The following is a 25412-nucleotide window of genomic DNA, read 5'->3' as shown; positions in this document are numbered from 1 at the left end:
AGGGTGGGTGGCAGGTTTGATTGAATTGTCTGTAGTCGAACGGCCGAATTAACAAGGTCCTTTCAGCAAACCACGTAGGGCAAATCTGAATTTCCCGTCACCTGCTCGGCACCCCTTGCCCCTCATGCAGAATCGCCCGCCCTCACACTGCAGAGAGACATCGGATGTTCGCGCCTGCCAATCAACCGCGTTTCACGTTGACCCTCGAAGGCGCCCGGCATGACCTCAAAGTCCTTGAGTTCACGGGCAGGGAAGCCATCAGCCAACCTTTTCGCTTCGAGCTGGAACTGGTCAGCGAGCGGCCGGACCTGGATCTGGAAAGCCTGCTGCATGGTCAGGCGTTTCTGAGTTTCGATGCTCAGGGTTGCGGTATTCATGGTCAGATTTATCAGGTCGGGCAGGGCGATTCCGGGAAACGTCTGACACGCTATCACCTCAGCCTTGTCCCGCGTCTGACGTATCTGGGGCATCGCATCAACCAGCGGATTTTTCAGCATCAGAGCGTGCCGCAGATCATCAAGCAGATCCTCAAGGATCATTCGATCCTGCGCGATGCCTTTGAATTTCGCCTGGGCAGCGAATACCCGGAGCGCGAGTACTGTGTGCAATACGCCGAAAGCGATCTGGCATTCATCCAGCGTCTGTGCGCCGAAGTCGGCATTCATTACCACTTTCAGCACAGCCCCGAAGGCCATCTGCTGGTATTCGGCGACGATCAGACCGTGTTCACCAAGCTGCCCGCGCCAACGTTGTATCTGCCGGGCAGCGGCATGTCGGCGGGGGCGCCGGCGATTCAACGTTTCAATGTGCGCGTGGAAACCCGTACCAGCGTCGTCACCCGGCGCGACTACAACTTCGAAAAACCACGCCTGTCTCTGGAAAGTCGCAGTGACGGCGAGCAGCGTCCGGTGCTGGAGGACTATCACTTCCCCGGCCAATTCAGTGATCGTGAAACCGGCAAACAGCTGACTCGGCGAGCGCTGGAACGGCACGTCGCCGATTACCGTCAGGCCGAGGGCAGCAGCGACGAGTCTTCATTGGTCTGCGGCCATTTTCTGCAACTCACCGAGCATCCGCGCAGCGACTGGAATGATCTGTGGTTGCTCACCTGTGTCGAGCATCGCGGCCGTCAGCCGCAGGTGCTTGAGGAGTCGGTGACCAGCGATGGCGAATCCTTTCAGGGCTACCGCAATACTTTCGTCGCCACGCCGTGGGACGTGGTCTTTCGTCCGGCACTGTGCCCGGAAAAACCGCGCATGTCGGGTTACCAACCTGCCGTGGTCACCGGCCCGAAAGACCTGGAAATCCATTGCGATGAATATGGCCGGGTCAAAGTGCAACTGGCCTGGGACCGCGATGGCGAATTGAACGAGCACTCCAGTTGCTGGCTGCGCGTCGCGACCGGTTGGGCTCACGATCACTACGGTAGCGTATTGATTCCGCGAGTCGGCATGGAAGTGCTGGTCGGCTTCATTGATGGCGATGCCGACAAGCCGCTGGTCATGGGGTGTCTGCCCAATGCGGCGACCCCGGTGCCGCTGGATCTGCCGGCAGACAAGACCCGAAGCGTGTTCCGCAGCCAGAGCAGCCCCGGAGGTGGCGGTTATAACGAACTGCGCATCGAGGATAAAAAAGGCGCCGAGGAAATCTACCTGCGTGCCCAGCGCAACTGGACCCAGCATGTGCTCAACGACCAGCAGCTGCAGGTCGATAATCAGCGCAGTGTGGTGGTCACCGGCACCGCCCGGCATGAACTCAAGGCCGACGAACAGCGCATCACCCACGGCCAGCGCCAGACCGAAGTCAGGCAGGATGATCATTTGTCCGTGCTCGGCGACCGGCAGGTGCGGGTGAACAGCCAGGCCACCAGCGCCTCGGCGCAGATCCATATCAGCGCAGGCCAGCAAGTGGTCATTGATGGCGGCGCGAGCGCGACGATTCAGGCCGGCGGACAGTGGATCAACATCGGCCCCGGCGGAATTTTCAGCAGCGTGCCGATTGTTGTGGGTGGCGCGCCAATGGCGGCAACGAGTGCGGCACCGTTGGTGCCGGGCTTGCCAGAGAAACTGGCCGCTGCGCCGGCGGCGGTTCTCACCGCCGCACAGATCATGAGTCTCAAAGGTGATGCGCCTTTCTGCGAAGAGTGTGAGCGTTGTAAGGACGGTGTCTGTGCAGCCTGAACAATTGACGCCCGAACAATGGCTGGCGCGGCAGCCGCTGCACGCGTCGGAACAACTGTTCGCCATTTTCAGTCGCGCCAGCGACGCCAATGCGTTCAAAGCCTGGCAGGGCACAGCGAATCCAGTCTGGGCCGAGACGATTTATGCCGAGTGGGACGCGGTGATGCCCTATGTGGGAATTGTCGCTGCGGACAGTGAGTTTTTACGTTGGGTGGCGGAAACAGAATCCCGGGATTGGGGATGGTTGGCGGTGTCTTCGGCGGATCTGGATGTGCTGGTCGAACATTTCCGCAGCCTGACTCAAGTGCTGATGCCGGACGGTAAAGCGGTGTTTTTTCGCTTTTGGGATGGTCGGTTTCTGCTGCCTCTTTTGCACTCTGACGAGCTCAATTCCGCGCAATTACTGCCAGTCGTTTCGCGAGCCTTGATCAATGGCCAAGCCATTGAAATCGGGGGCCGGGCGCTGGTTTCGGGGCGGGTCTTTCCGTGGTGGAGCGTGCCGCAATCGCTGTTGGCGCAGACTGATGCAAGCGTACGCATCGCCAATGCTTTGCAATGGCTGAGCGAGGAGCAACCGGCCGTGTTCGAGGCGTTTCCCGAGGCTGTTTTGCGCTGCAAGGTCGGGCAGTTTTTCAAATTATCGATGTCGGAAGATTCGTCACGATCGGCGCTTCTGGAGTTTTTGCTGGCAGAGGCAGAGTGAAATTTCGGGGCAAACGCTTCGGACGTTTCCTTCGAATCGCGGCGGTTTTCATGAACTGGTGCGTGGTGAGTTGCAGGGATAGTCTTTTCGTTGTCGCCACGAGAGTGGTGGCAGGGTGAAGGATTCCCGCATTCATGACGTTACAGTTCGTTGGCTTTTTGCGGCACTTGGTTCAAGTCCGTAAGATCGTTCGCGGCGGCTGTGCGTGGGGCACGCTTCGGCGTGGCCGAGGTCCATGATTGCTCGGTTCCTACTCCCGCGCACAGCTGCCACCCTAACCCGTAGGAAGGTGTGATGGCGGCTCACGTTTATCAATCATGGGGCCCGGAAAATGACCAATATGCATACTGATTCACCCTACGAAAAAATCACGCCTCACCCCGACAACCGCTTCATGGCCCTCACCGGCAATTGCAGCGACATGCCCAGCCTGTTCGTCGACACCCACGTGCCCCTCGACATCCTCATGGACGCTGCCAACCATCGCATCCGCGCCGTGGTCCAGGTCCTGGAAAACATGTGCATGCGCGGCTCGATCGAATGCGACTCCGTGATCCTCAGCGACTTCGCCCTGCTGTGCGCCATCCCATTGCGCGATGGCTGTGATGTGCTGGACGTCATCGGCAAGCGCCTGCGCAGCTTGCCCGCCTGAAGATCAGAGGATCGCAGCCTCCGGCAGAGTGAGCGCCTATCCCGTGGAGCTGCCGAAGGCTGCGATCTTTTGATGTTGAGGCCCACTCGGCTGCGAACCCCTGACTTGCCGCCCGGTAAAAGGTAAACTTTGCGCCCTTCGCAGGAGCAGCCATGAATTATCGTCACGCCTTCCATGCCGGCAATCACGCCGATGTGTTCAAACACCTGACCTTGACACGCCTCATCGCTCTGATGTCGCGCAAGGAGCAGCCGTTTGCCTATCTCGACACGCACGCCGGCATCGGTCTGTATGACTTGCAGGGCGATCAGGCCAATCGCACCGGCGAGTACCTGGAAGGCATTGCGCGGTTGTGGGATCAGCCGGACCTGCCGGCGCTGACCGCCGATTACATGAAGGTGCTGCACGAGATGAACCCGGATGGCCAGTTGCGCTATTACCCGGGTTCGCCGGAGCTGGCACGGCGTCTGACGCGGCCGCAGGATCGGGTGATGCTCAACGAGAAGCATCACGAAGATGGCGTGTTGCTCAAGGACAACATGGCCGGCGATCGTCGAGTGAAAGTGCATCTGGGCGAGGGCTGGCATGTGGCGCGGGCGATGTTGCCGGTGCAGGAAAAGCGCGCGGTGATGCTGATCGATCCGCCGTTCGAGCAACTCGACGAGATGCAGCGTTGCGCGGCGTCGATGAAAGAAGCCATCGGCCGCATGCGCCAGACTGTGGCTGCGATCTGGTATCCGGTGAAGGATCAGCGTGCACTGCGGCGTTTCTATCAGGACCTGGCAGGCACGGGTGCACCGAAGTTGCTGCGTGTGGAGCTGCTGGTGCATCCGCTGGATACGCCGAACAGCCTGAACGGTTCCGGGCTGGCGATCGCCAATCCGCCGTGGGGGCTGGAAGAAGAATTGCGTGAGTTGCTGCCGTGGTTGTCGAAGAAGCTGGGGCAGACTCAGGGTGGCTGGCAGATGGATTGGTTAATAGCGGAATGAAGCTACAAGCTACAAGCTACAAGCTACAAGCTGAAGCGAAAACAGCGCTTGCAGCTTGAAGCTTGCCGCTAGCAGCTTTTAGCTCGGCATGCACACACCGGTGCCGCCAATGCCGCAGTAGCCTTCCGGGTTTTTCGCCAGATACTGCTGGTGATAAGCCTCGGCAAAGTACACGGTCGGGGCCTGGTCGATCTCGGTGCTGATTTCACCCAGACCGGCCTTGGCCAGTTCCGCCTGATACACGTCTTTGCTTTTCAGTGCCGCATCCAGTTGCTCCGGGGTGGTGGCGTAGATCACTGAGCGGTACTGAGTGCCGATGTCGTTGCCCTGACGCATGCCCTGAGTCGGGTTGTGCAGTTCCCAGAACATCCCCAGCAGCTCTTCATAGCTGACTTGGGCCTTGTCATACACCACCAATACCACTTCGGCGTGGCCGGTCAGGCCCGAGCAGACTTCTTCGTACGTCGGGTTCGGCGTGAAGCCGCCGGCGTAACCGACGACTGTGCTGACCACGCCTTCGCGCTGCCAGAAGCGTCGTTCCGCGCCCCAGAAGCAACCCAGACCGAAAATCGCGAAGTCGACGTCCTGAAAGAATGGACCGAGCAGCGGGGTGTCTTCGAAGACGAAGTGTTTTTCCGGCAGGGTCATCGCGGTTTCGCGGCCGGGCAGGGCTTGTTCTTTGGTTGGAAGCACGTTTTTGTTCACCAGAATTTCCGAGCGCAGAACCATGAGCGTTCCTCTCAGTCAGGTTGGAGGTAAAAAGTCAGACCGCCAGTGTGCCGAATGATGCCGGAATTCGCACTATCCAAAATGTGGGAGCGAGCCTGCTCGCGAAAGCGGGGTGTCAGGCGACGAAGATGCCAACGGATTTATCGCCTTCGCGAGCAGGCTCGCTCCCACAAGGGATCTTCATAGAAGCCGGCGTTAAAGACAGAGCGGCCCACGCGGATAGCGCTTGAGCGCTTGGATCAGCTCATCGCCCGGAATCGGTCGATCGAACAGATAACCCTGACCGACGTCGCAACGATGGCGGCGCAGGAACGCCAGTTGCTCGGCGGTTTCGATGCCTTCGGCGACAACTTTGAGTTTCAGGTTGTGGGCCATGGCGATCACGGCGGAGGTGATTTCCATGTCGTCCTGGTTGTCGGGGATTTCATGGATGAAGCTGCGATCGATCTTGATGATGTCGATCGGGAATTTCTTCAGATAGCTCAGCGACGAGTACCCGGTGCCGAAGTCATCCATGGCCAGGGTCAGGCCCAGGCGCTTGAGCTGGTCGAGCTGCAAATGCGTATCTTCGGTGGCTTCCAGCAACAAGCCTTCGGTCAGCTCGAGTTCGAGCAGACTGGCCGGCAGCGCTTCTTCCCTGAGGATGTTGGCGATCGAGGCGACCAGATCCGGATCGGAGAACTGTTTCGGTGACAGATTGATTGCCACCTGCAGATTGCCCAGGCCGGCAGCGGTCAGGGATTTGCTCATGCGGCACGCCTGACGGGCGATCCATTTGCCGATCGGAATGATCAGGCCGGTTTCCTCGGCGACGCTGATGAACTGGTCCGGGCGAATCATGCCGCGCTCCGGGTGGTTCCAGCGCAACAGCGCTTCCATGCCCAGCAGACGACCGCTGCGCAGGCACAGCTTGGGCTGGTAGAACACGTCCAGTTCGTTCTGCGTGAGGGCGCGGCGCAGGTTGTTCTCGACGAACAGTTTGTAACTGGCTTCGGCGTTCAGCGCTTCAGTGAACACCTGCAACTGGTGTTTACCGTTGGCCTTGGCCTTGTGCAGTGCCAGGCCGGCGTTGCGCATCAGGGTTTGTGGATCGCGCCCGTGTAGCGGCGCGCAGGCCAGGCCGACGGAGCCGGTGACGCTGATCAATTGGTTATCGACGAACATCGGCTTGTCGAGGGTCATCAGCAACTGACTGGCGATCTGCTGCCCGGCTTCAAGGTCGGTGTCGTCGAGCAACACGGCGAATTCGTTACTGGCAAAACGCGCCAGGCTGCCACTCGGGCTGAGGCTGTTGCGCAGGCGCCGGGCGAGGCTGATCAACAGTTTGTCGCCAGTCTGGTGGCCGAGGCTGTCGTTGATCCGCTTGAAGTTATCGATGTCCACCAGCAACAGGCTGATCGGCGTATCGCTGTCGCGGGCGAAACGCTCATCGAGATTGCGGATGAATGCCGGACGGTTGCCGAGGTTGGTCAGGTTGTCGGTATAGGCCAGGCGCTCGATACGTTGCTGCGCGAGTTTGGTCTGGGTGATGTCTTCGTAGATACCGATGTAATGCGTCAGCTCACGGTTATCGCCATAGACCTTGGAGATCGACAGCTGGCCCCAGTACGGTTCGAGGTTCTTGCGTCGGCTTTTGAATTCGCCCTGCCAGCTGTTGCTCTGGGCCAGCGCCGAGGGCGCGTCGAACAGCAGTTCGCTGAGGTTTTCCAGCGCCGGCAATTCCGACAGGCGCTGACCGTGGACTTCCTCGGTGGTGTACTGAGTGATCGCAGTGAAGCTCGGGTTGACGTACTCGACTACGCCGTCGCAGTTGACCAGCAAAAAGGCGTTGGCGCTTTGCTCGACCGCGCGTTGAAACAGGTGCAGGGCGCTGGTGGCGGTGCGCCGGTTGTGGTTGTTGATCACCTGCGCGAACTGGTCGGCCAGTTCGCCGGCAAAGGCGATTTCGTCGGACTGCCAGGCGCGGGTGACGCCGGTCTGTTCCAGGCACAACACGCCGACTACCTGGCCGTCGACGCGAATGCTGGCATCGAGCATGGCGTTGACGTCACGCGGACGCATCGCCTCGGCCATCTCGCGGGTGCGCGGGTCATGCATGGCGTTGTTTGCATCGATGGCGCGGCTGCTGTGCAGGGCTTCCATGTAGTCGGGGAAGCCGCTGATATCGATCGGCTCCGGCAGGATGTATTCCTGAGTTGCGCGATGGTAGGCGGAGATCGGCAGCAAGCGCTGGCCTTCGAGGTTCCACAGGCTGGCGCAGTCGATTTCGTAGATATCGCAGGCGCAGCGGGTGATCAGCTCGGCGGCTTCCTGCAGCGAGTTGTGCGTGCTGTAGCGCTGGCGTGCGAGCAGCAGAATCAGATCCTGCTGGGCACGCACGCGCTCCAGATGCTGCAGTTGTTCCTGCTGGGCACGCTGGTTCAGCTCAAGGGCGATTTGCAGGCGCGAGTTCTGGGTTTCCAGATCCACCGAAGGCAGCACCTGGGTTTCGTCGAACACTTCGTCGACGGCCAACAGGTAGCCGCGCAGCAAATGCCGGTTGTGCTGTTTGTAGGCTTCACCCAGTTCGAGCATGTTCAACGCGCCGGCGGCAGTGTGCAGGGTGTAGCGCACCACGTAATGCGCGCTTTTGCTCAACTGCTGCTGGATCGCGTCATGCAGTTGGTAGCGCGCCTCGGGCTCCATCAGGCTGGCGTAGGGCGAGCCGACCAGTGCGCAGAGCTCGACGGCCGGCTGGCCAAACTGGCGTTCGCAGTTGGGATCGAGGAACAGCATTGCCCAACTGGCTTCATTCAAGCGCTCGAAACGCAGCATGCCGAGCCGCGAGGGCACCGGCAACTGCGTCACTACCTCGGCCGCCATACGGCTGGCGGCATCGGGCTGGCTCTTCATGAAGGAAACTCGCTTGGAAATATGCTGAATGCGCCGGGCTCTCGCCCTCTTGTCTGTTGGCTGCGGCAAGGTTGCATCATTGCGGCACCGACTGACAAGAGAGATGAAGGCCAAGTGCTATAAGAATATGTCGGCTGCAGTGAACATTTCTCCAGTGCACAACTGAAATGAGCAGAAGATCGCCGCCTTAAACAACTCTTGCAGGCGCCACGTAGCCATATAGGAGCTGCCGAAGGCTGCGATCTTTTGGTGTTTCAACGCAATTTCATACTGATCGACTGCAACTTCTTGCCATCGCGGTCATGGTAATTGACCAATATCTGATCAGCCTCAACGACCACATGCGCAAAATTGTCCTGACTCACCACGGCACTGGTCAGCTCGTGCCGATAATCCCCGGCCGCCGTGCGCACCAGCGGTTGATCGAGGATGAATGTCGAGGCTTTGGCATACGGTAGCAATTTGCTGTTGTGCAGCGGCGAGGACACGATGGTGTGCACCTCGAAATCGGTGTCCTCGCTGTGACTCAAGCGACTGGTCAGCGAGCCATGGACGTCGCCGGAGACGAACACCACGTTCTTGATCCGGTGAGTGCGGATGGTTTCCAGCAGGCGCAGACGCTGCTCGGGAAAAGCTTTCCAGGCATCGTCACCGTTGAACTTGCGATCGGGATAGAACATCACGCTGGTCATTACGAACTTCACCCGTGCCGGGCTATGGATCAGCCATTGCAGCAGGGCCTGTTCTTGCTCGATGTCGAGAATGCGCCGGTCATCCTTCGACAAGTTGCGTCGGGTGCGACTGTCGGTGACGAACCAGGCGATATCGCTGTCGCCGAACTGATACCAATAATGCTTCAAGGTATTCCGGTCTATCTGACCCTCGCTGTTATATGCGTAAACCGGACTGTGGCTGGCTTGATAAAGTTCATAAGCAGCCATGGCGTTGCGATACAAGTCCTTGTCCGCATCTTTTGCATTGGCGGGCCAGTTATCTTCTATTTCATGATCGTCGAGCATCATGTAAGTCGATGTATTGGACATCAATCGTCGAATGTTCGGTTGCGAGAATGCCGTTCGATACTTCTTCAGAATGTCTTTGGCTTCGCGATCCGGTGCAATGATATTCAAATCATCTACATACACTTGATCGCCGGTCATGATCACCGCGCTGACGGGTAGATGACTGCTCTCGACAAGTTGATTGATCGAGCCAAAGATGCGATCGCCCAGTTGCGGCAACGAAGCAATCCCCGCGGTGATCCGCAGATAACGGCAAGATCCGACGATAAAGCCCCGGGGCTGGCTGGCTTGCGCGGTGCGGGTACGAAAGCGGTAGAGCTGTCGCGGCCATTGCAGTGGAAACTCCACCACTGTGTCGATGGTGTGTACCGGATTCATCGGGCTTAACCAGCCGGCTTGATATTCGTATTCACAATCGGCGTCCAGATCCTGTAATACCAGTACGCCCGACATGTCGTTGGCTGGATGCAAAAGTGCAAATACGCTGTTGGACCATTTTTCCGTTCCGGCCTTGCGGGCGCGAATCCCGGCAAATACGCGTTTTTTGTCCTGTTGTTCGCCGCGCATGAAAATGCGAACTTCGTTAGTTGTGGCGTGGCCCACGATGGGGCCGATAGTCGGTTTGAGCATGATCGATTCCGTTCGAGATTTTAATAAGATGAATTAAATAAGCGGAGCGCATTGAAGCAACTTTCCTGAGCAGAGGTTAGTTGGCCGGCGGCAGAAAATATTGGCGTTAAGTGGACCAGACCTGTGGCCGATGTCAGCGCAGGTTGTAGGAAAGAGGCGCGATCCGGTTTATTTCAGGCAAAAAAAAGCCCCGTCAATTGACGGGGTTGAGGTACGAGCGTGTGGCGCTCGAAAGGGTGCAGCAAGCGGCCCTCCGTCGCCGGAGGGCCGTTTGGGTTACAGCAGGATGGTGCGGATGTCGCCCAACAGGCTGCCCAGACGCTGAGTGAAGCGTGCAGCTGCAGCGCCGTTGATCACGCGGTGATCGTAGGACAGCGACAGTGGCAGCATCAGCTTCGGCTGGAAGGCTTTGCCGTCCCAGACTGGCTGGATGGTTGCCTTGGAAACACCGAGGATCGCCACTTCCGGCGCGTTGACGATCGGCGTGAAGCCGGTGCCGCCAATATGGCCGAGGCTGGAAATGGTGAAGCAGGCGCCCTGCATCTCGTCCGAGGACAGCTTCTTGGTGCGGGCTTTTTCAGCCAGCGAAGCCGCTTCAGCAGCCAGTTGCAGCAGGCTCTTCTGGTCGACGTTCTTGATCACCGGCACCAGCAGGCCATCCGGAGTGTCGACGGCGAAGCCGATGTTCACGTATTTCTTGCGGATGATCGCCTTGCCGCTTGGTGCCAGCGAACTGTTGAAGTCCGGCAGCTCCTTGAGCAGGTGCGCGCAGGTCTTGAGCAGCAGCGGCAGGATGGTCAGCTTGACGCCAGCCTTCTCGGCCACGGCTTTCTGCGCAACACGGAAGGCTTCCAGCTCGGTGATGTCCGCCGAGTCGAATTGCGTGACGTGTGGCACGTTCAGCCAGCTGCGGTGCAGGTTGGCAGCGCCGACCTGCATCAGGCGGGTCATCGGCACTTCTTCGATTTCGCCGAAACGGCTGAAATCGACCACCGGGATCGGCGGGATGCCCGCGCCACCGGTAGCGCCGCCAGCAGCGGCCGGTGCTTCCTTGGCCTTCTGCATCATCGCCTTGACGTAAACCTGCACGTCTTCCTTGAGGATGCGACCGTGCGGACCGCTGGCGCCAACGGCGCTCAGCTCGACGCCGAACTCACGAGCCAGTTGACGCACGGCAGGGCCGGCGTGAACTTTGGCGCCCGGTTTCGCTGGTGTAGCAGCCGGCGCTGCGGCTGGAGCGGTGGCAGCAGGTGCAGCGGCAGCCGGAGCAGCAGGTGCCGGAGCGCTCGGTGCAGCAGCCGCAGCCGGGGCAGCAGCAGGGGCCGCGCCTTTGACTTTGAGCTTGAGGATCAGGTCGCCGGTACCGACTTCGTCATCCAGCTTGATCGAAACGCTTTCGACCACGCCAGCGGCAGGCGATGGAATTTCCATGCTCGCCTTGTCGGATTCCAGGGTGATCAGCGACTGGTCGGCTTCGACGGTATCGCCGGCCTTGACCAGTACTTCGATGATCTTCGCCTTGCCGGCCGAACCGATGTCCGGGACGTGGATGTCCTGAACGCTGTCAGCGGCCGGTGCAGCCGGAGCCGCCGCCGGGGCTGGCGCAGCGGCAGCAGCAGGCGCAGCAGCCTGAGCCGGAGCGGCCGCAGCCGGGGCCGCAGCACCCGCCACTTCCAGATCCAGAATCAGATCGCCAGTGCCGACTTCGTCGTTGAGCTTGACGCTGATGGCCTTGACCACGCCAGCGGCAGGCGACGGGATTTCCATGCTCGCCTTGTCGGATTCCAGGGTGATCAGCGATTGATCAGCTTCGACGCTGTCGCCGACCTTGACCTGAATCTCGATGATCTGTGCCTTGCCCGACGAACCGATGTCCGGCACGTGCACTTGCTGTACCGAGGCCGCAGCAGGAGCAGCGGCAGGCGCGGCAGCAGCAGGTGCCGCAGCCGGTTTCTCTTCGGCTTTCGCAGCAGGAGCGGCGGCAGGTGCCGGGGCCGCTTCAGCGGCGCCCTCGACTTCCAGCTCGAGCAGTTCGTCGCCTTCTTTCAGACGGTCGCCCAGCTTCACTTTCAGGCTCTTGATGACGCCGGCTTTCGGGGCCGGCACTTCCATGCTGGCCTTGTCCGATTCCAGGGTCAGGATGCTCTGGTCGGCTTCGATGCGGTCGCCGACCTTCACAAACAGTTCAATTACTTCACCTTCACCGCTGCCGATGTCAGGTACGCGAATGAGTTCGCTCACAAAATGTCTCCTCAGCAGTCCAGTGGGTTGCGTTTTTCCGGGTCGATGCCGAACTTGGCGATGGCTTCGGCCACAACCTTAGGTTCGATATCACCACGGTCAGCCAGTGCTTCCAGGGCTGCCAACACCACGAAATGACGGTCGACTTCGAAGAAATGACGCAGTTTCTTGCGGCTGTCGCTGCGGCCGAAACCGTCGGTGCCCAGGACTTTGAATTCCTTGGACGGTACCCACTGACGGATCTGCTCGGCGAACAGCTTCATGTAGTCGGTAGAAGCAATGACCGGACCTTTACGGCCGTTCAGGCACTCTTCGACGTAGCTCAGCTTAGGCTTCTGGCCAGGCTTGAGACGGTTGCTGCGCTCTACAGCGAGGCCGTCGCGACGCAGTTCGTTGAAGCTGGTAACGCTCCACACGTCAGCGCCGATGTTGAACTCTTCACGCAGGATCTTCGCCGCTTCACGCACTTCGCGCAGGATGGTGCCGGAGCCCATCAGCTGAACGTGGTGCGCCGCATCGCGGGTGTCTTCCTCGAGCAGGTACATGCCTTTCTTGATGCCTTCTTCGGCACCGGCCGGCATGGCTGGCTGCTGGTACGACTCGTTCATCACGGTGATGTAGTAGAAGATGTCCTGTTGCTCTTCGGTCATCTTCTTCATGCCGTCCTGAATGATCACCGCCAGCTCGTAGCCGTAGGTCGGATCGTAGGTGCGGCAGTTCGGGATGGTCGCGGCCAGCAAGTGGCTGTGACCGTCTTCGTGCTGCAGACCTTCACCGTTCAGGGTGGTACGGCCAGCGGTGCCGCCGATCAGGAAGCCACGGGTACGGCTGTCGCCAGCGGCCCAGGCCAGGTCGCCGATACGCTGGAAGCCGAACATCGAGTAGAAGATGTAGAACGGCAGCATCGGCTGGTTGTGGCTGGAGTACGAAGTACCGGCAGCGATGAACGAGCTCATGGCGCCGGCTTCGTTGATGCCTTCTTCAAGGATCTGACCTTTCTGGTCTTCCTTGTAGAACATCACCTGGTCTTTATCGACTGGCTCGTAGAGCTGGCCGACGGAGGAGTAGATACCCAGCTGACGGAACATGCCTTCCATACCGAAGGTACGGGCTTCGTCCGGGATGATCGGGACGATGCGCGGGCCGATTTCCTTGTCCTTGACCAATTGCGCGAGGATCCGCACGAAAGCCATGGTGGTGGAAATTTCACGGTCGCCCGAGCCATCGAGGATGGCTTTGAGGGTGTCCAGATCCGGAGTCGGTACGCTGAAGCTCTGCGCACGGCGCTGCGGCACGAAACCGCCCAGTGCAGCACGACGCTCGGCCAAGTAGCGGCCTTCGGCGCTGTTTGGCTCTGGCTTGAAGAACGGCAGGTTCTCCAGCTCTTCGTCCTTGACCGGGATGTCGAAGCGGTCGCGGAACAGCTTCAGGCTGTCGACATCGACTTTCTTGGTGTTGTGCGCAGTGTTCTTCGCTTCGCCGGCACCGGTGCCATAACCCTTGATGGTCTTGGCGAGGATGACGGTCGGTTGTTCCTTGTGGTTGACCGCTTCGTGGTAGGCCGCGTAGACCTTGTACGGGTCGTGGCCGCCACGGTTGAGTTTCCAGATCTCGTCGTCGGACAGATCGGCAACCATTGCCTTGAGTTCAGGCGTGTTGAAGAAATGCTCGCGAACGAACGCGCCGTCTTTGGCTTTGTAGTTCTGGTACTCGCCGTCGATGACTTCGTCCATGCGGCGTTGCAGGATACCGTCGACGTCTTTGGCCAGCAGCGGGTCCCAGAAACGGCCCCAGATGACTTTGGTCACGTTCCACTGTGCACCACGGAACACGCCTTCGAGTTCCTGGATGATCTTGCCGTTGCCGCGAACCGGGCCGTCGAGGCGCTGCAGGTTGCAGTTGATGACGAAGATCAGGTTGTCCAGCTTCTCGCGGCCGGCCAGGGAGATCGCGCCCAGGGATTCCGGCTCGTCGCACTCGCCGTCGCCGAGGAAGCACCAGACTTTCTGTTTGCCCGGCTGGATGAAACCGCGGTGCTCCAGGTACTTCATGAAGCGCGCCTGGTAGATCGCCTGGATCGGACCCAGACCCATCGATACGGTGGGGAACTGCCAGAAGTCAGGCATCAGCCAAGGGTGCGGATAGGACGACAGGCCTTGACCATCGACTTCCTGACGGAAGTTGTTCATCTGGTCTTCGGTGATGCGGCCTTCCATGAATGCACGGGCGTAAACGCCTGGCGAGGTGTGGCCCTGGAAGTAGATCAGGTCGCCGCCGTGTTCGTCGGTCGGGGCCTGGAAGAAATAGTTGAAGCCGATGTCATACAGGGTCGCACTGGAAGCGAAGCTGGAGATGTGACCACCCAGGTCCGAATCTCGCAGGTTCGTGCGCATTACCATGGCCATCGCGTTCCAGCGTACCAGCGAGCGAATGCGGCGTTCCATGAACAGGTCGCCAGGCATGCGTGCTTCGTGGGTAACGGGGATCGTGTTGCGGTAAGGCGTGGTGATCGCGTAAGGGAGCTGCGAGCCGCTGCGGGTCGCGAGTTCGCCCATACGGGTCATCAGATAGTGAGCACGGTCTTCGCCTTCTTTGTCGAGAACCGATTCCAGGGCGTCCAGCCATTCCTGGGTTTCGACGGGATCGAGGTCTTGCATGGCTTGCTCCAGGGCGGAAAGGCTTCCAGAATCGGTTGCCTGAGTTTGCGACTGGCCTTGTGGGCAGACGATTTAAAATTCTTGGATTGCCGACAGGTTGTTCCGGCGGCGTGTAGTTTTACTACAAATCTTCCGGCATTTCAGCCTTTCGAATGTATAGACGAGTAGTAAAACTACAGATGAAAGGCTTGTGTCCTCCGACTGCGTTGTGAGAATAATCGTTAAGGCGGGTCGATTTCCATCCGAATAAGGTGAAAGTTTGATGCTGGATGCCAAAGAAGAAGAAATTTCAGCTATTTCTAACTTTTGTTCGACAGTCCTTCACGTAGCGGGTTTTCATCATTCACTACAAGCGGCCCTCAATACGCCGATCAAGGATAGACCATGACCCTGCCCGTGCTTGCCGAACTGCCCGCCATTCTCCTGCCGTTGGTCAGCCGATCCGAGCAGTCGTTCCGTACGTCCGTCGCCGCCCTTGAAGACGATCACGGCCTGTCGAACTGGACGTCGGAACGCTGGGCGCAATTCGCCCGCGTCACGGCCGCCAGCGAATTTGTCATTGAACAGAGCATTCGTGACCCTTTGATGTTGTTGTCGCTGGTGGCGTCCGGCGAACTTGATCGAGCGTTTGCGCCCGGCGAACTGTGCGCACAGATCGCCGCCGCCGTGAACAGCGCGCAGAGCGAAGACGAACTCGGCCGCGCCTTGCGCCGCCAGCGCGCACGCCATCAGGTGCGGATCATCTGGCGCGACCTGACCCGCCAGGCCGATCTGGTGCAGACCTGCCGCGACCTCTCGGACATGGCCGACGCCACCATCGATCAGGCTTATCAATGGCTGTACAGCCGCCACTGCGAGCAGTTCGGCACGCCGACCGGGCGGCGCAGCGGTGAGCCGCAGCAGATGGTCATCCTCGGCATGGGCAAACTCGGCGCGGTCGAGCTGAATCTGTCTTCCGACATCGACCTGATCTTCGCCTACCCCGAAGGCGGCGAAACCGTCGGCGTGAAACGCTCGCTGGATAATCAGGAATTCTTCATCCGCCTCGGCCAGCGTCTGATCAAGGCGCTGGATCCGATGACCGTCGACGGCTTCGTCTTCCGCGTCGACATGCGCCTGCGTCCATACGGATCGTCCGGTGCGCTGGTGCTCAGCTTCAACGCGCTGGAGCAGTATTACCAGGATCAGGGCCGCGACTGGGAACGCTACGCGATGATCAAGGCGCGGGTGGTGGCTGGCGATCAGGTTGCCGGCGCGCAGTTGCTCGACATGCTGCGGCCGTTCGTTTATCGGCGCTATCTGGACTTCTCGGCAATCGAAGCGCTGCGCACCATGAAGCAGTTGATCCAGCAGGAAGTGCGGCGCAAGGGCATGGCCGACAACATCAAGCTCGGCTCCGGCGGCATTCGTGAAGTCGAGTTCATCGCTCAGGCCTTTCAATTGATCCACGGTGGCCGCGACCTGAGCCTGCAACAGCGTCCTCTATTAAAGGTGCTGAGCACGCTGGAAGGGCAGGGCTATCTGCCGCCGGCGGTGGTCAGTGAATTGCGCGAAGGGTACGAGTTTCTGCGTTACACCGAACATGCCATTCAAGCGATTGCCGACCGTCAGACGCAGATGCTGCCGGACAGCGCTCAGGATCAGGCGCGCATCGCCTTCATGCTGGGCTTCGCCGATTGGTCGGTGTTCCATGAACAACTGATGTACTGGCGCGGGCGCGTGGCCTGGCATTTCGCCCAGGTGATCGCCGATCCCGATGAGGAAGAGGGCAGCGAAAGCGAAGTGGTGGTCGGTGGTGAATGGCTGCCGCTGTGGGAGGAAGAACAGGACGAAGAGGCCGCGTGCCGGCAGTTGCAGGAGGGCGGTTTCGTCGATGCCGGCAAAGCCCTGAAGGCGCTGGCCGGTTTGCGCGGCAGTCCGCAACTGCGCGCGATGCAGCGGCTGGGGCGCGAGCGTCTCGATGCTTTTATTCCGCGACTGCTTGCGCAAGCGGTGGAGCACGACAATCCCGATCTGGTGCTCGAGCGCGTGCTGCCACTGGTGGAAGCGGTGGCGCGGCGTTCGGCGTATCTGGTTTTGCTCACGGAAAACCCCGGTGCGCTGCGTCGCCTGCTGACCTTGTGTGCGGCGAGCCCGTGGATTGCCGAGCAGATCACGCGCTTCCCGTTGCTGCTCGACGAATTGCTCAACGAAGGTCGGCTGTTCAAGCCGCCGCTGGCGCCGGAACTGGCGGCCGAGTTGCGCGAACGCCTGACGCGAATTCCCGAAGACGACCTCGAGCAGCAAATGGAAGCCCTGCGCCATTTCAAACTGGCGCACCGCTTGCGCGTCGCCGCCTCGGAAATCGCCGGCAGCCTGCCGTTGATGAAAGTCAGCGATTACCTGACCTGGCTGGCCGAGGCGATTCTCGAACAAGTGCTGGCCCTGGCCTGGCGGCAGACCGTGGCCAAGTACGGCACGCCGCTGCGCACCGACGGTACGCTGTGCGATCCCGGCTTCATCATTGTCGGTTATGGCAAAGTCGGCGGTATCGAATTGGGGCATGGTTCCGATCTGGATCTGGTGTTCATCCATGACGGTGATCCGCAGGCGGAAACCGACGGGCCGAAATCCATCGACGGTGCGCAGTTCTTCACGCGTTTGGGGCAGCGGATCATTCATTTGCTCACGGCGCAGACCAACTCCGGCCAGCTGTATGAAGTGGATATGCGCCTGCGTCCTTCCGGCGCTTCCGGGTTGCTGGTGAGTTCCCTCGGCGCGTTCGCCCGCTATCAGGAAAACGAAGCCTGGACCTGGGAGCATCAGGCCTTGGTGCGCGCGCGGGTGCTGGTGGGCAGTCAGGATGTTGGCCAGGCCTTCGAGAAAGTACGCGCGCAGGTATTGGGCAAACCACGGGATCTGGCCAAACTGCAACAGGAAGTCAGCGAGATGCGCGCGAAGATGCGCGACAACCTCGGTACCCGCAGCACCGCGGCCGGCACGGCGGCGAATGCGTTCGACGCGGGCGTGCCGTTTGACCTCAAGCAGGACGCCGGAGGTATCGTCGATATTGAATTTATGGTGCAATACGCGGCCCTGGCGTGGTCGCACAGCCATCCACCGCTGCTCCGCTGGACCGATAACATCCGCATTCTGGAAGAGCTGGAACACGAAGGGCTGATGCCCGCCGAAGATGCCAGTCTGTTGCGTGAGGCCTACAAGGCCTACCGCTCCGCCGCCCACCGGCAGGCCTTGCAGAAGGACGCCGGGGTGATACCGGGCGACCAGTTTGCCGACGAACGCCGGCAGGTTTTGCGGATTTGGCGTGAGTTGGGGCTAAGCTGAAACGCGCCAATGAACGCAATGAGATTCAAACGGTGGGAGCGAGCCTGCTCGCGAACGCGGAGTGTCAGTCAACAGCAATGTTGAACGTGCCGGCCCTTTCGCGAGCAGGCTCGCTCCCACAGTGATCTGCGCTGAGCGCAGTGATGTGAACAGATGCAAAACAATGTAGGAGTGAGCCTGCTCGCGATAGTGGAGTGACAGTCGACAGTCATGTTGAAGGAAATGACCCATCGCCAGCAGCGCCGCTTCCACAATGATTATCGAGGCGGGGAGGCGTAAATGCCTCCCCGGTTCGTTTTTGGAAACCACATGAATATTCTGATCGTTGGGCCCAGTTGGGTCGGTGACATGGTGATGGCGCAGACACTGTTTCAGTGTCTCAAGCAACGCCACCCGCAATGCGCAATCGACGTGCTGGCGCCTGAATGGAGCCGGCCGATCCTCGAGCGCATGCCCGAAGTGCGCAAGGCCTTGAGCTTCCCGCTCGGCCACGGCGCGCTGGAACTGGCGACGCGCCGACGCATCGGCAAGTCCCTGCGCGGTCAGTACGATCAGGCGATCCTGCTGCCCAACTCGCTGAAATCGGCACTGGTGCCGTTTTTTGCCGGCATTCCGAAACGCACTGGCTGGCGTGGCGAGTTCCGCTATGGCCTGCTCAACGACGTGCGCACTCTCGACAAAGAACGCTACCCGCTTATGATCGAGCGCTTCATGGCGCTGGCCTATGAAGCGAACGCCGAGCTGCCGAAGCCGTACCCGCGCCCGAGTCTGCAAATCGACCCGGTGACCCGCGAAGCGGCACTGGCCAAATTCGGCCTGAGCCTTGATCGCCCGGTCCTGGCCCTGTGCCCCGGCGCCGAGTTTGGCGAATCCAAGCGCTGGCCGTCCGAGCACTACGCCAAGGTCGCCGAAGCGCGCATCCGCGAAGGCTGGCAGGTATGGCTGTTCGGCTCGAAAAACGATCACGCGGTCGGCGAAGATATCCGCGCACGTTTGATCCCGGGCCTGCGTGAAGAATCGGTCAACCTCAGCGGCGGTACCTCGCTGGCCGAGGCCATTGACCTGCTGTCATGCGCTGATTCGGTTGTATCCAACGATTCCGGCCTGATGCACGTCGCTGCGGCATTGAATCGTCCGCTGGTCGCGGTGTACGGCTCGACCTCGCCGGGCTTCACCCCGCCGCTGGCCGAGCAGGTCGAGATCGTGCGCCTGGGCATCGAATGCAGCCCGTGCTTCGATCGCACTTGCCGGTTCGGCCATTACAACTGCCTGCGCCAGCTGATGCCGGACGCGGTCAACGATGCCTTGCAGAAGTTGCAGGGCTCCGTGGTCGAGGTTCATTAACTTGCGGGTATTGCTGATCAAGACTTCATCGCTGGGCGACGTGATTCACGCGTTGCCGGCGCTGACCGACGCTGCACGCGCGATCCCGGGCATCAAGTTCGACTGGGTGGTGGAAGAAGGCTTCGCCGAGATTCCGAGCTGGCACCCGGCGGTCGATAAAGTGATTCCGGTGGCGATCCGCCGCTGGCGCAAGAATTTGTGGAAAACCATCACCGGCGGCGAGTGGAAACGCTTCAAGCAAAGCGTGCGCGCCAATAAATACGATCTGGTGATCGACGCTCAAGGCCTGCTGAAAAGTGCTTGGCTGACCCGCTACGTCAAAGCCCCGGTGGCCGGCCTCGATAAAACTTCCGCGCGCGAGCCGATGGCTGCGCGCTTCTACGATCGTAAACTCGCTGTCGCCCGAGGCCAGCACGCCGTCGAGCGCGTACGCCAGTTATTCGCCATCGCTCTGGGTTACGACTTGCCCAAAGGCCTCGGCGATTACGGCCTCAACGTCGAGCGACTGGTCGAGTTGCCACGCAGGAACGCTTACGTGGTGTTCCTCCACGGCACCACTTGGGATACCAAGCACTGGCCGGAAATCTACTGGCGCGAGCTGACCGAGCGGGTCGGCTACCTCGGCGTTGGCGTGAAGCTGCCGTGGGGCAACCCGCAGGAAAAGGCCCGCGCCGAACGCATCGCTGCCGGCTTCAAACACGCCGAAGTGCTGCCGAAGCTTAATCTGGCCGGCGTCGGCAAAGTCCTCGCCGGCGCGCAAGCCTGCGTGGCGGTGGACACCGGGCTCGGCCATCTGGCCGCTGCGCTGGATGTACCGACGATTTCGTTGTTCGGCCCGACCAACCCGGGCCTCACCGGCGCCTACGGCAAGCTGCAGATTCATCTGGCCAGCGACTTCCCGTGCGCGCCCTGCATGCAGAAAAAATGTACCTATCAACCGACCGAGCAGGATGCCCGTCAGTTTGACCTGATACGCGAGCAGCCTTTGTGCTTCACGCGTGTGAACCCCGAGCGTGTCGCCAGCCGACTGAGCACGTTGTTAATGGCTGAGGAGTTGCGCTGATGCAATTGGCATTTGTCCTGTACAAATATTTCCCGTTCGGTGGCTTGCAGCGTGACTTCATGCGCATCGCCCTCGAATGCCAGAAGCGCGGCCATCAGATTCGCGTCTACACGCTGATCTGGGAAGGCGACGTGCCGCCGGGTTTCGAAGTGCTGGTGGCGCCGGTCAAGGCGTTCTTCAATCACCGTCGCAATGAAAAGCTCAGCGCGTGGATGGCCGCGGATCTGGCCAAGCGTCCGGTCGATCGTCTGATCGGTTTCAACAAGATGCCGGGCCTGGACGTCTACTACGCCGCCGACGGCTGCTTCGAAGACAAGGCGCAGAACCTGCGCAACTCGCTGTATCGCCGCTGGGGTCGCTATCGCCACTTCGCCGAGTACGAGCGCGCGGTGTTCGCCAAAGACGCGAAGACCGAAGTGCTGATGATTTCCGAAGTGCAGCAACCGCTGTTCATCAAGCATTACGACACGCCGCTCGAGCGCTTCCACTTGCTGCCGCCGGGCATTGCCCAGGATCGTCGGCGGCCGGCGGATGCCGATGAGATTCGCGCCGGTTTCCGCGCTGAATTCAATCTCAAGGACGACGAGTTGCTGCTGGTGCAGATCGGCTCCGGCTTCAAGACCAAGGGTGTCGATCGCAGCCTCAAGGCGCTGGCCGCGCTGCCGGCCGAGTTGAGAAAACGCACCCGGCTGTTTGTAATCGGCCAGGATGACCCCAAATTGTTCCAGATGCAGAGTGCGACGCTCGGCCTGGGCGACAATGTGACCTTCCTCAAAGGGCGCAGCGATATCCCGCGTTTTCTGCTCGGCGCCGACCTGTTGATTCACCCGGCCTACAACGAAAACACCGGTACCGTGCTGCTTGAAGCGCTGGTGGCCGGTTTGCCGGTGTTGGTCAGCGCGGTCTGCGGCTACGCCCATTACATTGCCGAGGCCGATGCCGGGCGAGTGCTGGACGAGCCGTTCGAGCAGGCGCAGCTGACGCAATACCTGACCGAGATGTTGAGCAACGACGCTGCACGTGCGGCCTGGAGCCGCAACGGTCTGGCCTTCGCCGAGACGGCCGACCTCTACAGCATGCCGCAGCACGCGGCGGATGTGATTCTGGCGGAGCACGCTTAATGAAGTTGATGCTGGCTGAACCGTTCAAAAGCCTATGGGCCGGACGCGACCCGTTCGCCGCAGTCGAAGGCTTGCAGGGCGAGGTATACCGCGAGCTGGAAGCGCGCCGGACATTGCGCACGGAAGTCGACGGCCATGGTTTTTTCGTCAAGATCCACCGTGGCATCGGTTGGGGCGAAATCTTCAAGAATCTGCTGACCGCCAAGCTGCCGGTGCTCGGCGCCGGGCAAGAGTGGAAGGCCATCCAGCGCCTTCAGGAAGTTGGCGTGCCGACCATGACCGCCGTCGCCTACGGCGAGAAGGGCCGCAACCCGGCGGATCAGCATTCGTTCATCGTCACCGAAGAGCTGGCGCCGACCATCAGCCTCGAAGACTTCAGCATTGACTGGGTCAAGCAGCCGCCGGAGCCAACACTCAAGCGCGCATTGATTGCCGAAGTCGCGCGGATGGCCGGGATGATGCACCGCGCCGGGGTCAATCACCGCGACTGCTACATCTGCCATTTCCTGTTGCACACCGACAAACCGGTCACGCCGCAGGATTTCAAACTGTCGGTGATCGATCTGCACCGAGCCCAGACCCGCGCGAAAATCACTCAGCGCTGGCGCAACAAGGATCTGGCGGCGCTGTACTTCTCCGCGCTGGACATCGGCCTGACCCGTCGCGACAAACTGCGTTTCCTCAAGGGCTACTTCCAGCAACCGCTGCGGCAGATTCTGGCAGAAGAGGCGCCACTGCTGAGCTGGCTGCAAGGCAAGGCCGACAAGCTCTACGCGCGCAAACAGCGTTACGGGGATGCGCTCTGATGGCGGGCTGGACACTGGAGCCGCAGTACAGCGACCTCGCCGAAGATTTCGGCAGCCTCGAAGCTGTGTTTGCCTTGCAGGGCGAACGCCTGACCCGCGATCCGCTGTCGGAGGTGGTTCGGGTGCAGCGCGACGGGGTCAATTACTACGTCAAACGCTACGTTGGCGCCGGTAAGGGCCTGCGCCGTTACCTCGGCAAGCCGCGGGTAAAAATGGAATGGCAGAACCTCAAGCGCTTCGCCAAGTGGGGCATCCCCACTGCCGAGGTGGTGGCCTGGGGGCTGGAGCGGCGGGGCGCGGCCTACGATCGGGGCGCGATGATCACCCGTGAGCTGCCCAATACCGAAGACCTCTCGGCACTGGCCGAGCGCAAGGATTCCAGGCTCAAGGATCGCGCCTGGGTCGACGGTGTCAGCCGGCAACTGGCTGGCTACACCCGGACCATGCACGACCATCGGTTTACGCATAACGATTTGAAATGGCGCAATCTGCTGATCGACGATCAGGCGCGCATCTTCCTCATCGATTGCCCGAACGGTGAGTTCTGGCGCGGCTTCTGGCTCAAGTACCGGATCACCAAGGACCTCGCCTGTCTCGATAAGCTGGCCAAATATCACCTGTCCAATACCCAGCGCCTGCGCTTCTATAAGCAATACCGCCAGTGCGATCGGCTCGATGTCGCCGACAAGAAACGGATTCGGCACGTGGTGAGATTTTTTGAGGGACGTGAATGACTGATTTTCTCGCCGAACAGGACCGTGCACTGCTGGAGCGCCACGGTCTCGGCAATTTCGACGCACTGTGGGCCAAACAGCTTGAAGCTGTGGATGAGCCCAACACTGCCGGTGGCGGCTGGAGCAGCGTGTTCCGCCTGGATCTTGAAGGCCAGGGCTATTACCTCAAGCGCCAGAGCAATTATCTGACCCGAACTTTGCACGCGCCGTTTGGCGAGCCAAGCTTTGCCCGCGAATTTCGCAACATCAGCCGTTATCGCAAGTTGGGCATTCCGGCGTTGCAGGCGGCTTTTTTCGGTGAGCGCAAGGTTGCCGGGGAAGTGCGCGCCATTCTGCTCACCCGCGCCCTGGATGGCTGGAGTGACCTGGATTCGTTGCTGGCGCGCTGGGCACAGCTCGGTGCCGCGCAACATTCGGCCATCCTCAGGGCTTGCGGTTTGCTGGCGCGGCAGCTGCACGGTGCACGTCAGGTGCATGGCTGTTTCTATCCCAAGCACATATTCCTGCGCGCCACCGGCGACGGCTATGAGGCGCAACTGATCGATCTGGAGAAAACCCGGCCGCTGCTGTTCGGCATGCGTGATCGGGTCAAGGATCTGGAACCGTTGCAACGTCGCGCGCCGCAGTGGAGCGAGGCCGACTTGCGCCAATTGCTTGCGGCTTATCTCGACCAGCCGACTGACAGCTCTCTGCTCGACAGCTGGCTGAGCCGACTGACAGCGCGGCGCAGCCACAAGGAGACCCGCTGATGCAATTGTCCGAGCTGGCCCGCTCCGGGCGTGCACCTTCACTGCCACTGACCGTGACCCTGGCGGACGCCGCCGGTGCTGCGGATTTACAGTTGCTGAACCTGCTGCGGGTGTTGCCCGGGCAGCGCTATGTTGGCGCCGGCGTCTGGCGCGGTCGGCCGGTGTTGGCCAAGTTGCTGGTCGGCAGCAAGGCCGCCCGGCATTTTCAGCGGGAGCTGAATGGTGTGCGCCTGCTCGCTGCGCAAGGCCTGACCACGCCGCTGCTGTTGGCCGATGGACTGAAAGACGGTGAGGGCGGCTGGCTGCTCTTCGAATTCCTCGAGGGCGCCGAGAGCCTCGGTGATGCGTGGGCCAAGGTCGAGTCTCTGCGGGCGCTGGCCGATGAGCAAACCGCCGTTTTGGCCGAAGCGCTGGATGCGATCGGTCGGATGCATGGCAAAGGACTCTGGCAGGAAGATCTGCACCTGGACAATCTGCTGCGTCACGGCGGTCAGTTGTACCTGATCGATGGCGCCGGAGTTCGTGCGGAAGCGGCGGGGCAGCCACTGTCCCGACAAAAAGTGCTGGAAAACCTCGGGGTGTTTTTCGCTCAGTTGCCAAAATCACTCGAACCGTTCACCGAAGAACTGCTGGTGTACTACCTGCTGAGCAACAGCGAACATGCGTTGCCGCTGGAGGCGTTGCAGAAACAGATCGACAAGGTGCGCAACTGGCGACTCAGGGATTATCTGATCAAGGTCGGCCGCGACTGCACGTTGTTCGCCGTGCAGCGCGGTGCATTTGGCCTGCGCGCCGTTCGCCGTGAAGAAGAAGCTGCCATGCTGCCGGTGCTTGAGCAGGCTGACGCCTTGCTTGATCAGGGGCACCTGTACAAGACCGGCGGCGCGGCCAGCGTCGGCAAAGTCGAGATAGCCGGGCGGGCTCTGGTTATCAAGCGCTACAACATCAAGAATTTCGCCCATTGGCTCAAACGCTTCTGGCGTCCGAGTCGGGCCTGGCATTCGTGGCGTGAGGGCAATCGCCTGGCGTTCCTTGGCATCGCCACGCCGAAACCGCTGGCGGTACTGGAAAGGCGTTTCCTTTGGCTGCGTCGCAGTGCCTATCTGGTGACCGAGTTCCTGCCGGGACCAGACATCATCGAGCGCTTTGCACCCTACGTTGAGAGCGGTCAGGCGCCGGAAGCCGAGTTGCAGGCGCTGGATCAACTGTTTGCCCGATTGATCGCCGAGCGTATCAGCCATGGCGATTTCAAGGGCCACAACCTGTTCTGGCAGGCGGATCGCTGGGCGCTGATCGACCTCGACTCGATGTGTCAGCACGCCTCGGTTGGCAGTTTCGCCCCGGCCTACGCCCGCGATCGCGCGCGGTTCATGCGCAACTGGCCTGAAAGTAGCGCGTTGTATCGGGTCATTGATGAGCGGCTGCCGAAAGGAGTCTCCAGCGCGGGGTGATTCCTTCTCACGAGCAGACTGGTTCTTGCAAAGGACCCGGTCCACTGCGAAACGGAGTCTGTGGGCAGTAGCGGACAAAATACAGCGATCTGTCCTACAACTTCTCCAGAAGCCATGAACTGTGC

Annotated in this window: 18 protein-coding genes; 13 read left to right on the top strand and 5 right to left on the bottom strand. The window is 60.5% G+C overall.

Annotation, left to right across the window (positions count from 1 at the left end):
* Window positions 1-164: 164 nt before the first annotated feature.
* From JWU58_RS25130 to JWU58_RS25115, 4 genes are all read left to right on the top strand, one after another.
* Window positions 165-2180: a type VI secretion system Vgr family protein gene (locus JWU58_RS25130; RefSeq protein WP_206421174.1), complete on the top strand. Its 2016-nt coding sequence runs from the start codon at window positions 165-167 to the stop codon at window positions 2178-2180.
* On the top strand, window positions 2170-2883 hold the full coding sequence (locus JWU58_RS25125; RefSeq protein WP_130887675.1) for a DUF4123 domain-containing protein: 714 nt from the start codon (window positions 2170-2172) through the stop codon (window positions 2881-2883). Before JWU58_RS25130 ends, JWU58_RS25125 begins: the two co-directional genes overlap by 11 nt.
* Before the next feature lie 331 nt (window positions 2884-3214).
* Window positions 3215-3535, top strand: coding sequence for a hypothetical protein (locus tag JWU58_RS25120; protein WP_122751665.1), 321 nt, complete (start codon window positions 3215-3217; stop codon window positions 3533-3535).
* A gap of 152 nt (window positions 3536-3687) precedes the next feature.
* Window positions 3688-4524 (top strand): 23S rRNA (adenine(2030)-N(6))-methyltransferase RlmJ, encoded by an 837-nt coding sequence (locus JWU58_RS25115; protein ID WP_206421173.1) that lies wholly within the window; start codon window positions 3688-3690, stop codon window positions 4522-4524.
* A gap of 78 nt (window positions 4525-4602) precedes the next feature.
* On the opposite strand, the gene msrA is transcribed toward JWU58_RS25115, so the two are convergent.
* The 5 genes from msrA to aceE all read right to left on the bottom strand — a co-directional run bounded on the left by msrA (window position 4603) and on the right by aceE (window position 14695).
* Window positions 4603-5253, bottom strand: coding sequence for a peptide-methionine (S)-S-oxide reductase MsrA (gene msrA / locus JWU58_RS25110; protein ID WP_122508538.1), 651 nt, complete (start codon window positions 5251-5253; stop codon window positions 4603-4605).
* Between the two features lie 195 nt (window positions 5254-5448).
* Complete coding sequence (locus tag JWU58_RS25105) at window positions 5449-8145, bottom strand: putative bifunctional diguanylate cyclase/phosphodiesterase (protein WP_206421172.1); 2697 nt, start codon at window positions 8143-8145, stop codon at window positions 5449-5451.
* A 254-nt stretch (window positions 8146-8399) separates the two neighbouring features.
* Window positions 8400-9797: an alkaline phosphatase D family protein gene (locus JWU58_RS25100; protein ID WP_206421171.1), complete on the bottom strand. Its 1398-nt coding sequence runs from the start codon at window positions 9795-9797 to the stop codon at window positions 8400-8402.
* A gap of 276 nt (window positions 9798-10073) precedes the next feature.
* Window positions 10074-12038, bottom strand: coding sequence for a dihydrolipoyllysine-residue acetyltransferase (gene aceF, locus JWU58_RS25095; RefSeq protein WP_123443984.1), 1965 nt, complete (start codon window positions 12036-12038; stop codon window positions 10074-10076).
* Window positions 12039-12049: 11 nt separating this feature from the next.
* Window positions 12050-14695 (bottom strand): pyruvate dehydrogenase (acetyl-transferring), homodimeric type, encoded by a 2646-nt coding sequence (gene aceE / locus JWU58_RS25090; protein ID WP_206421170.1) that lies wholly within the window; start codon window positions 14693-14695, stop codon window positions 12050-12052.
* A gap of 262 nt (window positions 14696-14957) precedes the next feature.
* On the opposite strand from aceE, the gene JWU58_RS27425 reads away from it, so the two are divergent.
* From JWU58_RS27425 to JWU58_RS25050, 9 genes are all read left to right on the top strand, one after another.
* Window positions 14958-15083 (top strand): hypothetical protein, encoded by a 126-nt coding sequence (locus JWU58_RS27425; protein WP_256205860.1) that lies wholly within the window; start codon window positions 14958-14960, stop codon window positions 15081-15083.
* Window positions 15080-18019, top strand: coding sequence for a bifunctional [glutamate--ammonia ligase]-adenylyl-L-tyrosine phosphorylase/[glutamate--ammonia-ligase] adenylyltransferase (gene glnE, locus JWU58_RS25085; protein ID WP_206421169.1), 2940 nt, complete (start codon window positions 15080-15082; stop codon window positions 18017-18019). Before JWU58_RS27425 ends, glnE begins: the two co-directional genes overlap by 4 nt.
* A gap of 309 nt (window positions 18020-18328) precedes the next feature.
* On the top strand, window positions 18329-19363 hold the full coding sequence (gene waaF, locus JWU58_RS25080) for a lipopolysaccharide heptosyltransferase II (protein WP_122508544.1): 1035 nt from the start codon (window positions 18329-18331) through the stop codon (window positions 19361-19363).
* 1 nt (window position 19364) lies between these two features.
* A complete protein-coding gene (gene waaC / locus JWU58_RS25075; RefSeq protein ID WP_130902897.1) occupies window positions 19365-20426 on the top strand; it encodes a lipopolysaccharide heptosyltransferase I in 1062 nt (353 codons plus the stop codon).
* Window positions 20426-21547, top strand: a complete 1122-nt coding sequence (locus JWU58_RS25070; RefSeq protein WP_206421168.1) for a glycosyltransferase family 4 protein — start codon at window positions 20426-20428, stop codon at window positions 21545-21547. The genes waaC and JWU58_RS25070 overlap by 1 nt, the downstream gene beginning before the upstream one ends.
* Complete coding sequence (gene rfaP / locus JWU58_RS25065) at window positions 21547-22353, top strand: lipopolysaccharide core heptose(I) kinase RfaP (protein ID WP_206421167.1); 807 nt, start codon at window positions 21547-21549, stop codon at window positions 22351-22353. Before JWU58_RS25070 ends, rfaP begins: the two co-directional genes overlap by 1 nt.
* On the top strand, window positions 22353-23087 hold the full coding sequence (locus JWU58_RS25060; protein WP_123443979.1) for a lipopolysaccharide kinase InaA family protein: 735 nt from the start codon (window positions 22353-22355) through the stop codon (window positions 23085-23087). The genes rfaP and JWU58_RS25060 overlap by 1 nt, the downstream gene beginning before the upstream one ends.
* Window positions 23084-23836, top strand: coding sequence for a lipopolysaccharide kinase InaA family protein (locus JWU58_RS25055; RefSeq protein WP_206421166.1), 753 nt, complete (start codon window positions 23084-23086; stop codon window positions 23834-23836). Before JWU58_RS25060 ends, JWU58_RS25055 begins: the two co-directional genes overlap by 4 nt.
* On the top strand, window positions 23836-25287 hold the full coding sequence (locus JWU58_RS25050; RefSeq protein ID WP_206421165.1) for a lipopolysaccharide kinase InaA family protein: 1452 nt from the start codon (window positions 23836-23838) through the stop codon (window positions 25285-25287). Before JWU58_RS25055 ends, JWU58_RS25050 begins: the two co-directional genes overlap by 1 nt.
* The last annotated feature ends 125 nt before the right edge of the window (window positions 25288-25412 follow it).

This window comes from Pseudomonas atacamensis, assembly GCF_017167965.1.
GTDB lineage: Bacteria > Pseudomonadota > Gammaproteobacteria > Pseudomonadales > Pseudomonadaceae > Aquipseudomonas > Aquipseudomonas atacamensis.
The sequence above is the reverse complement of the archived record's forward strand: the minus strand, read 5'-3'. Positions and strand labels throughout refer to the sequence as shown.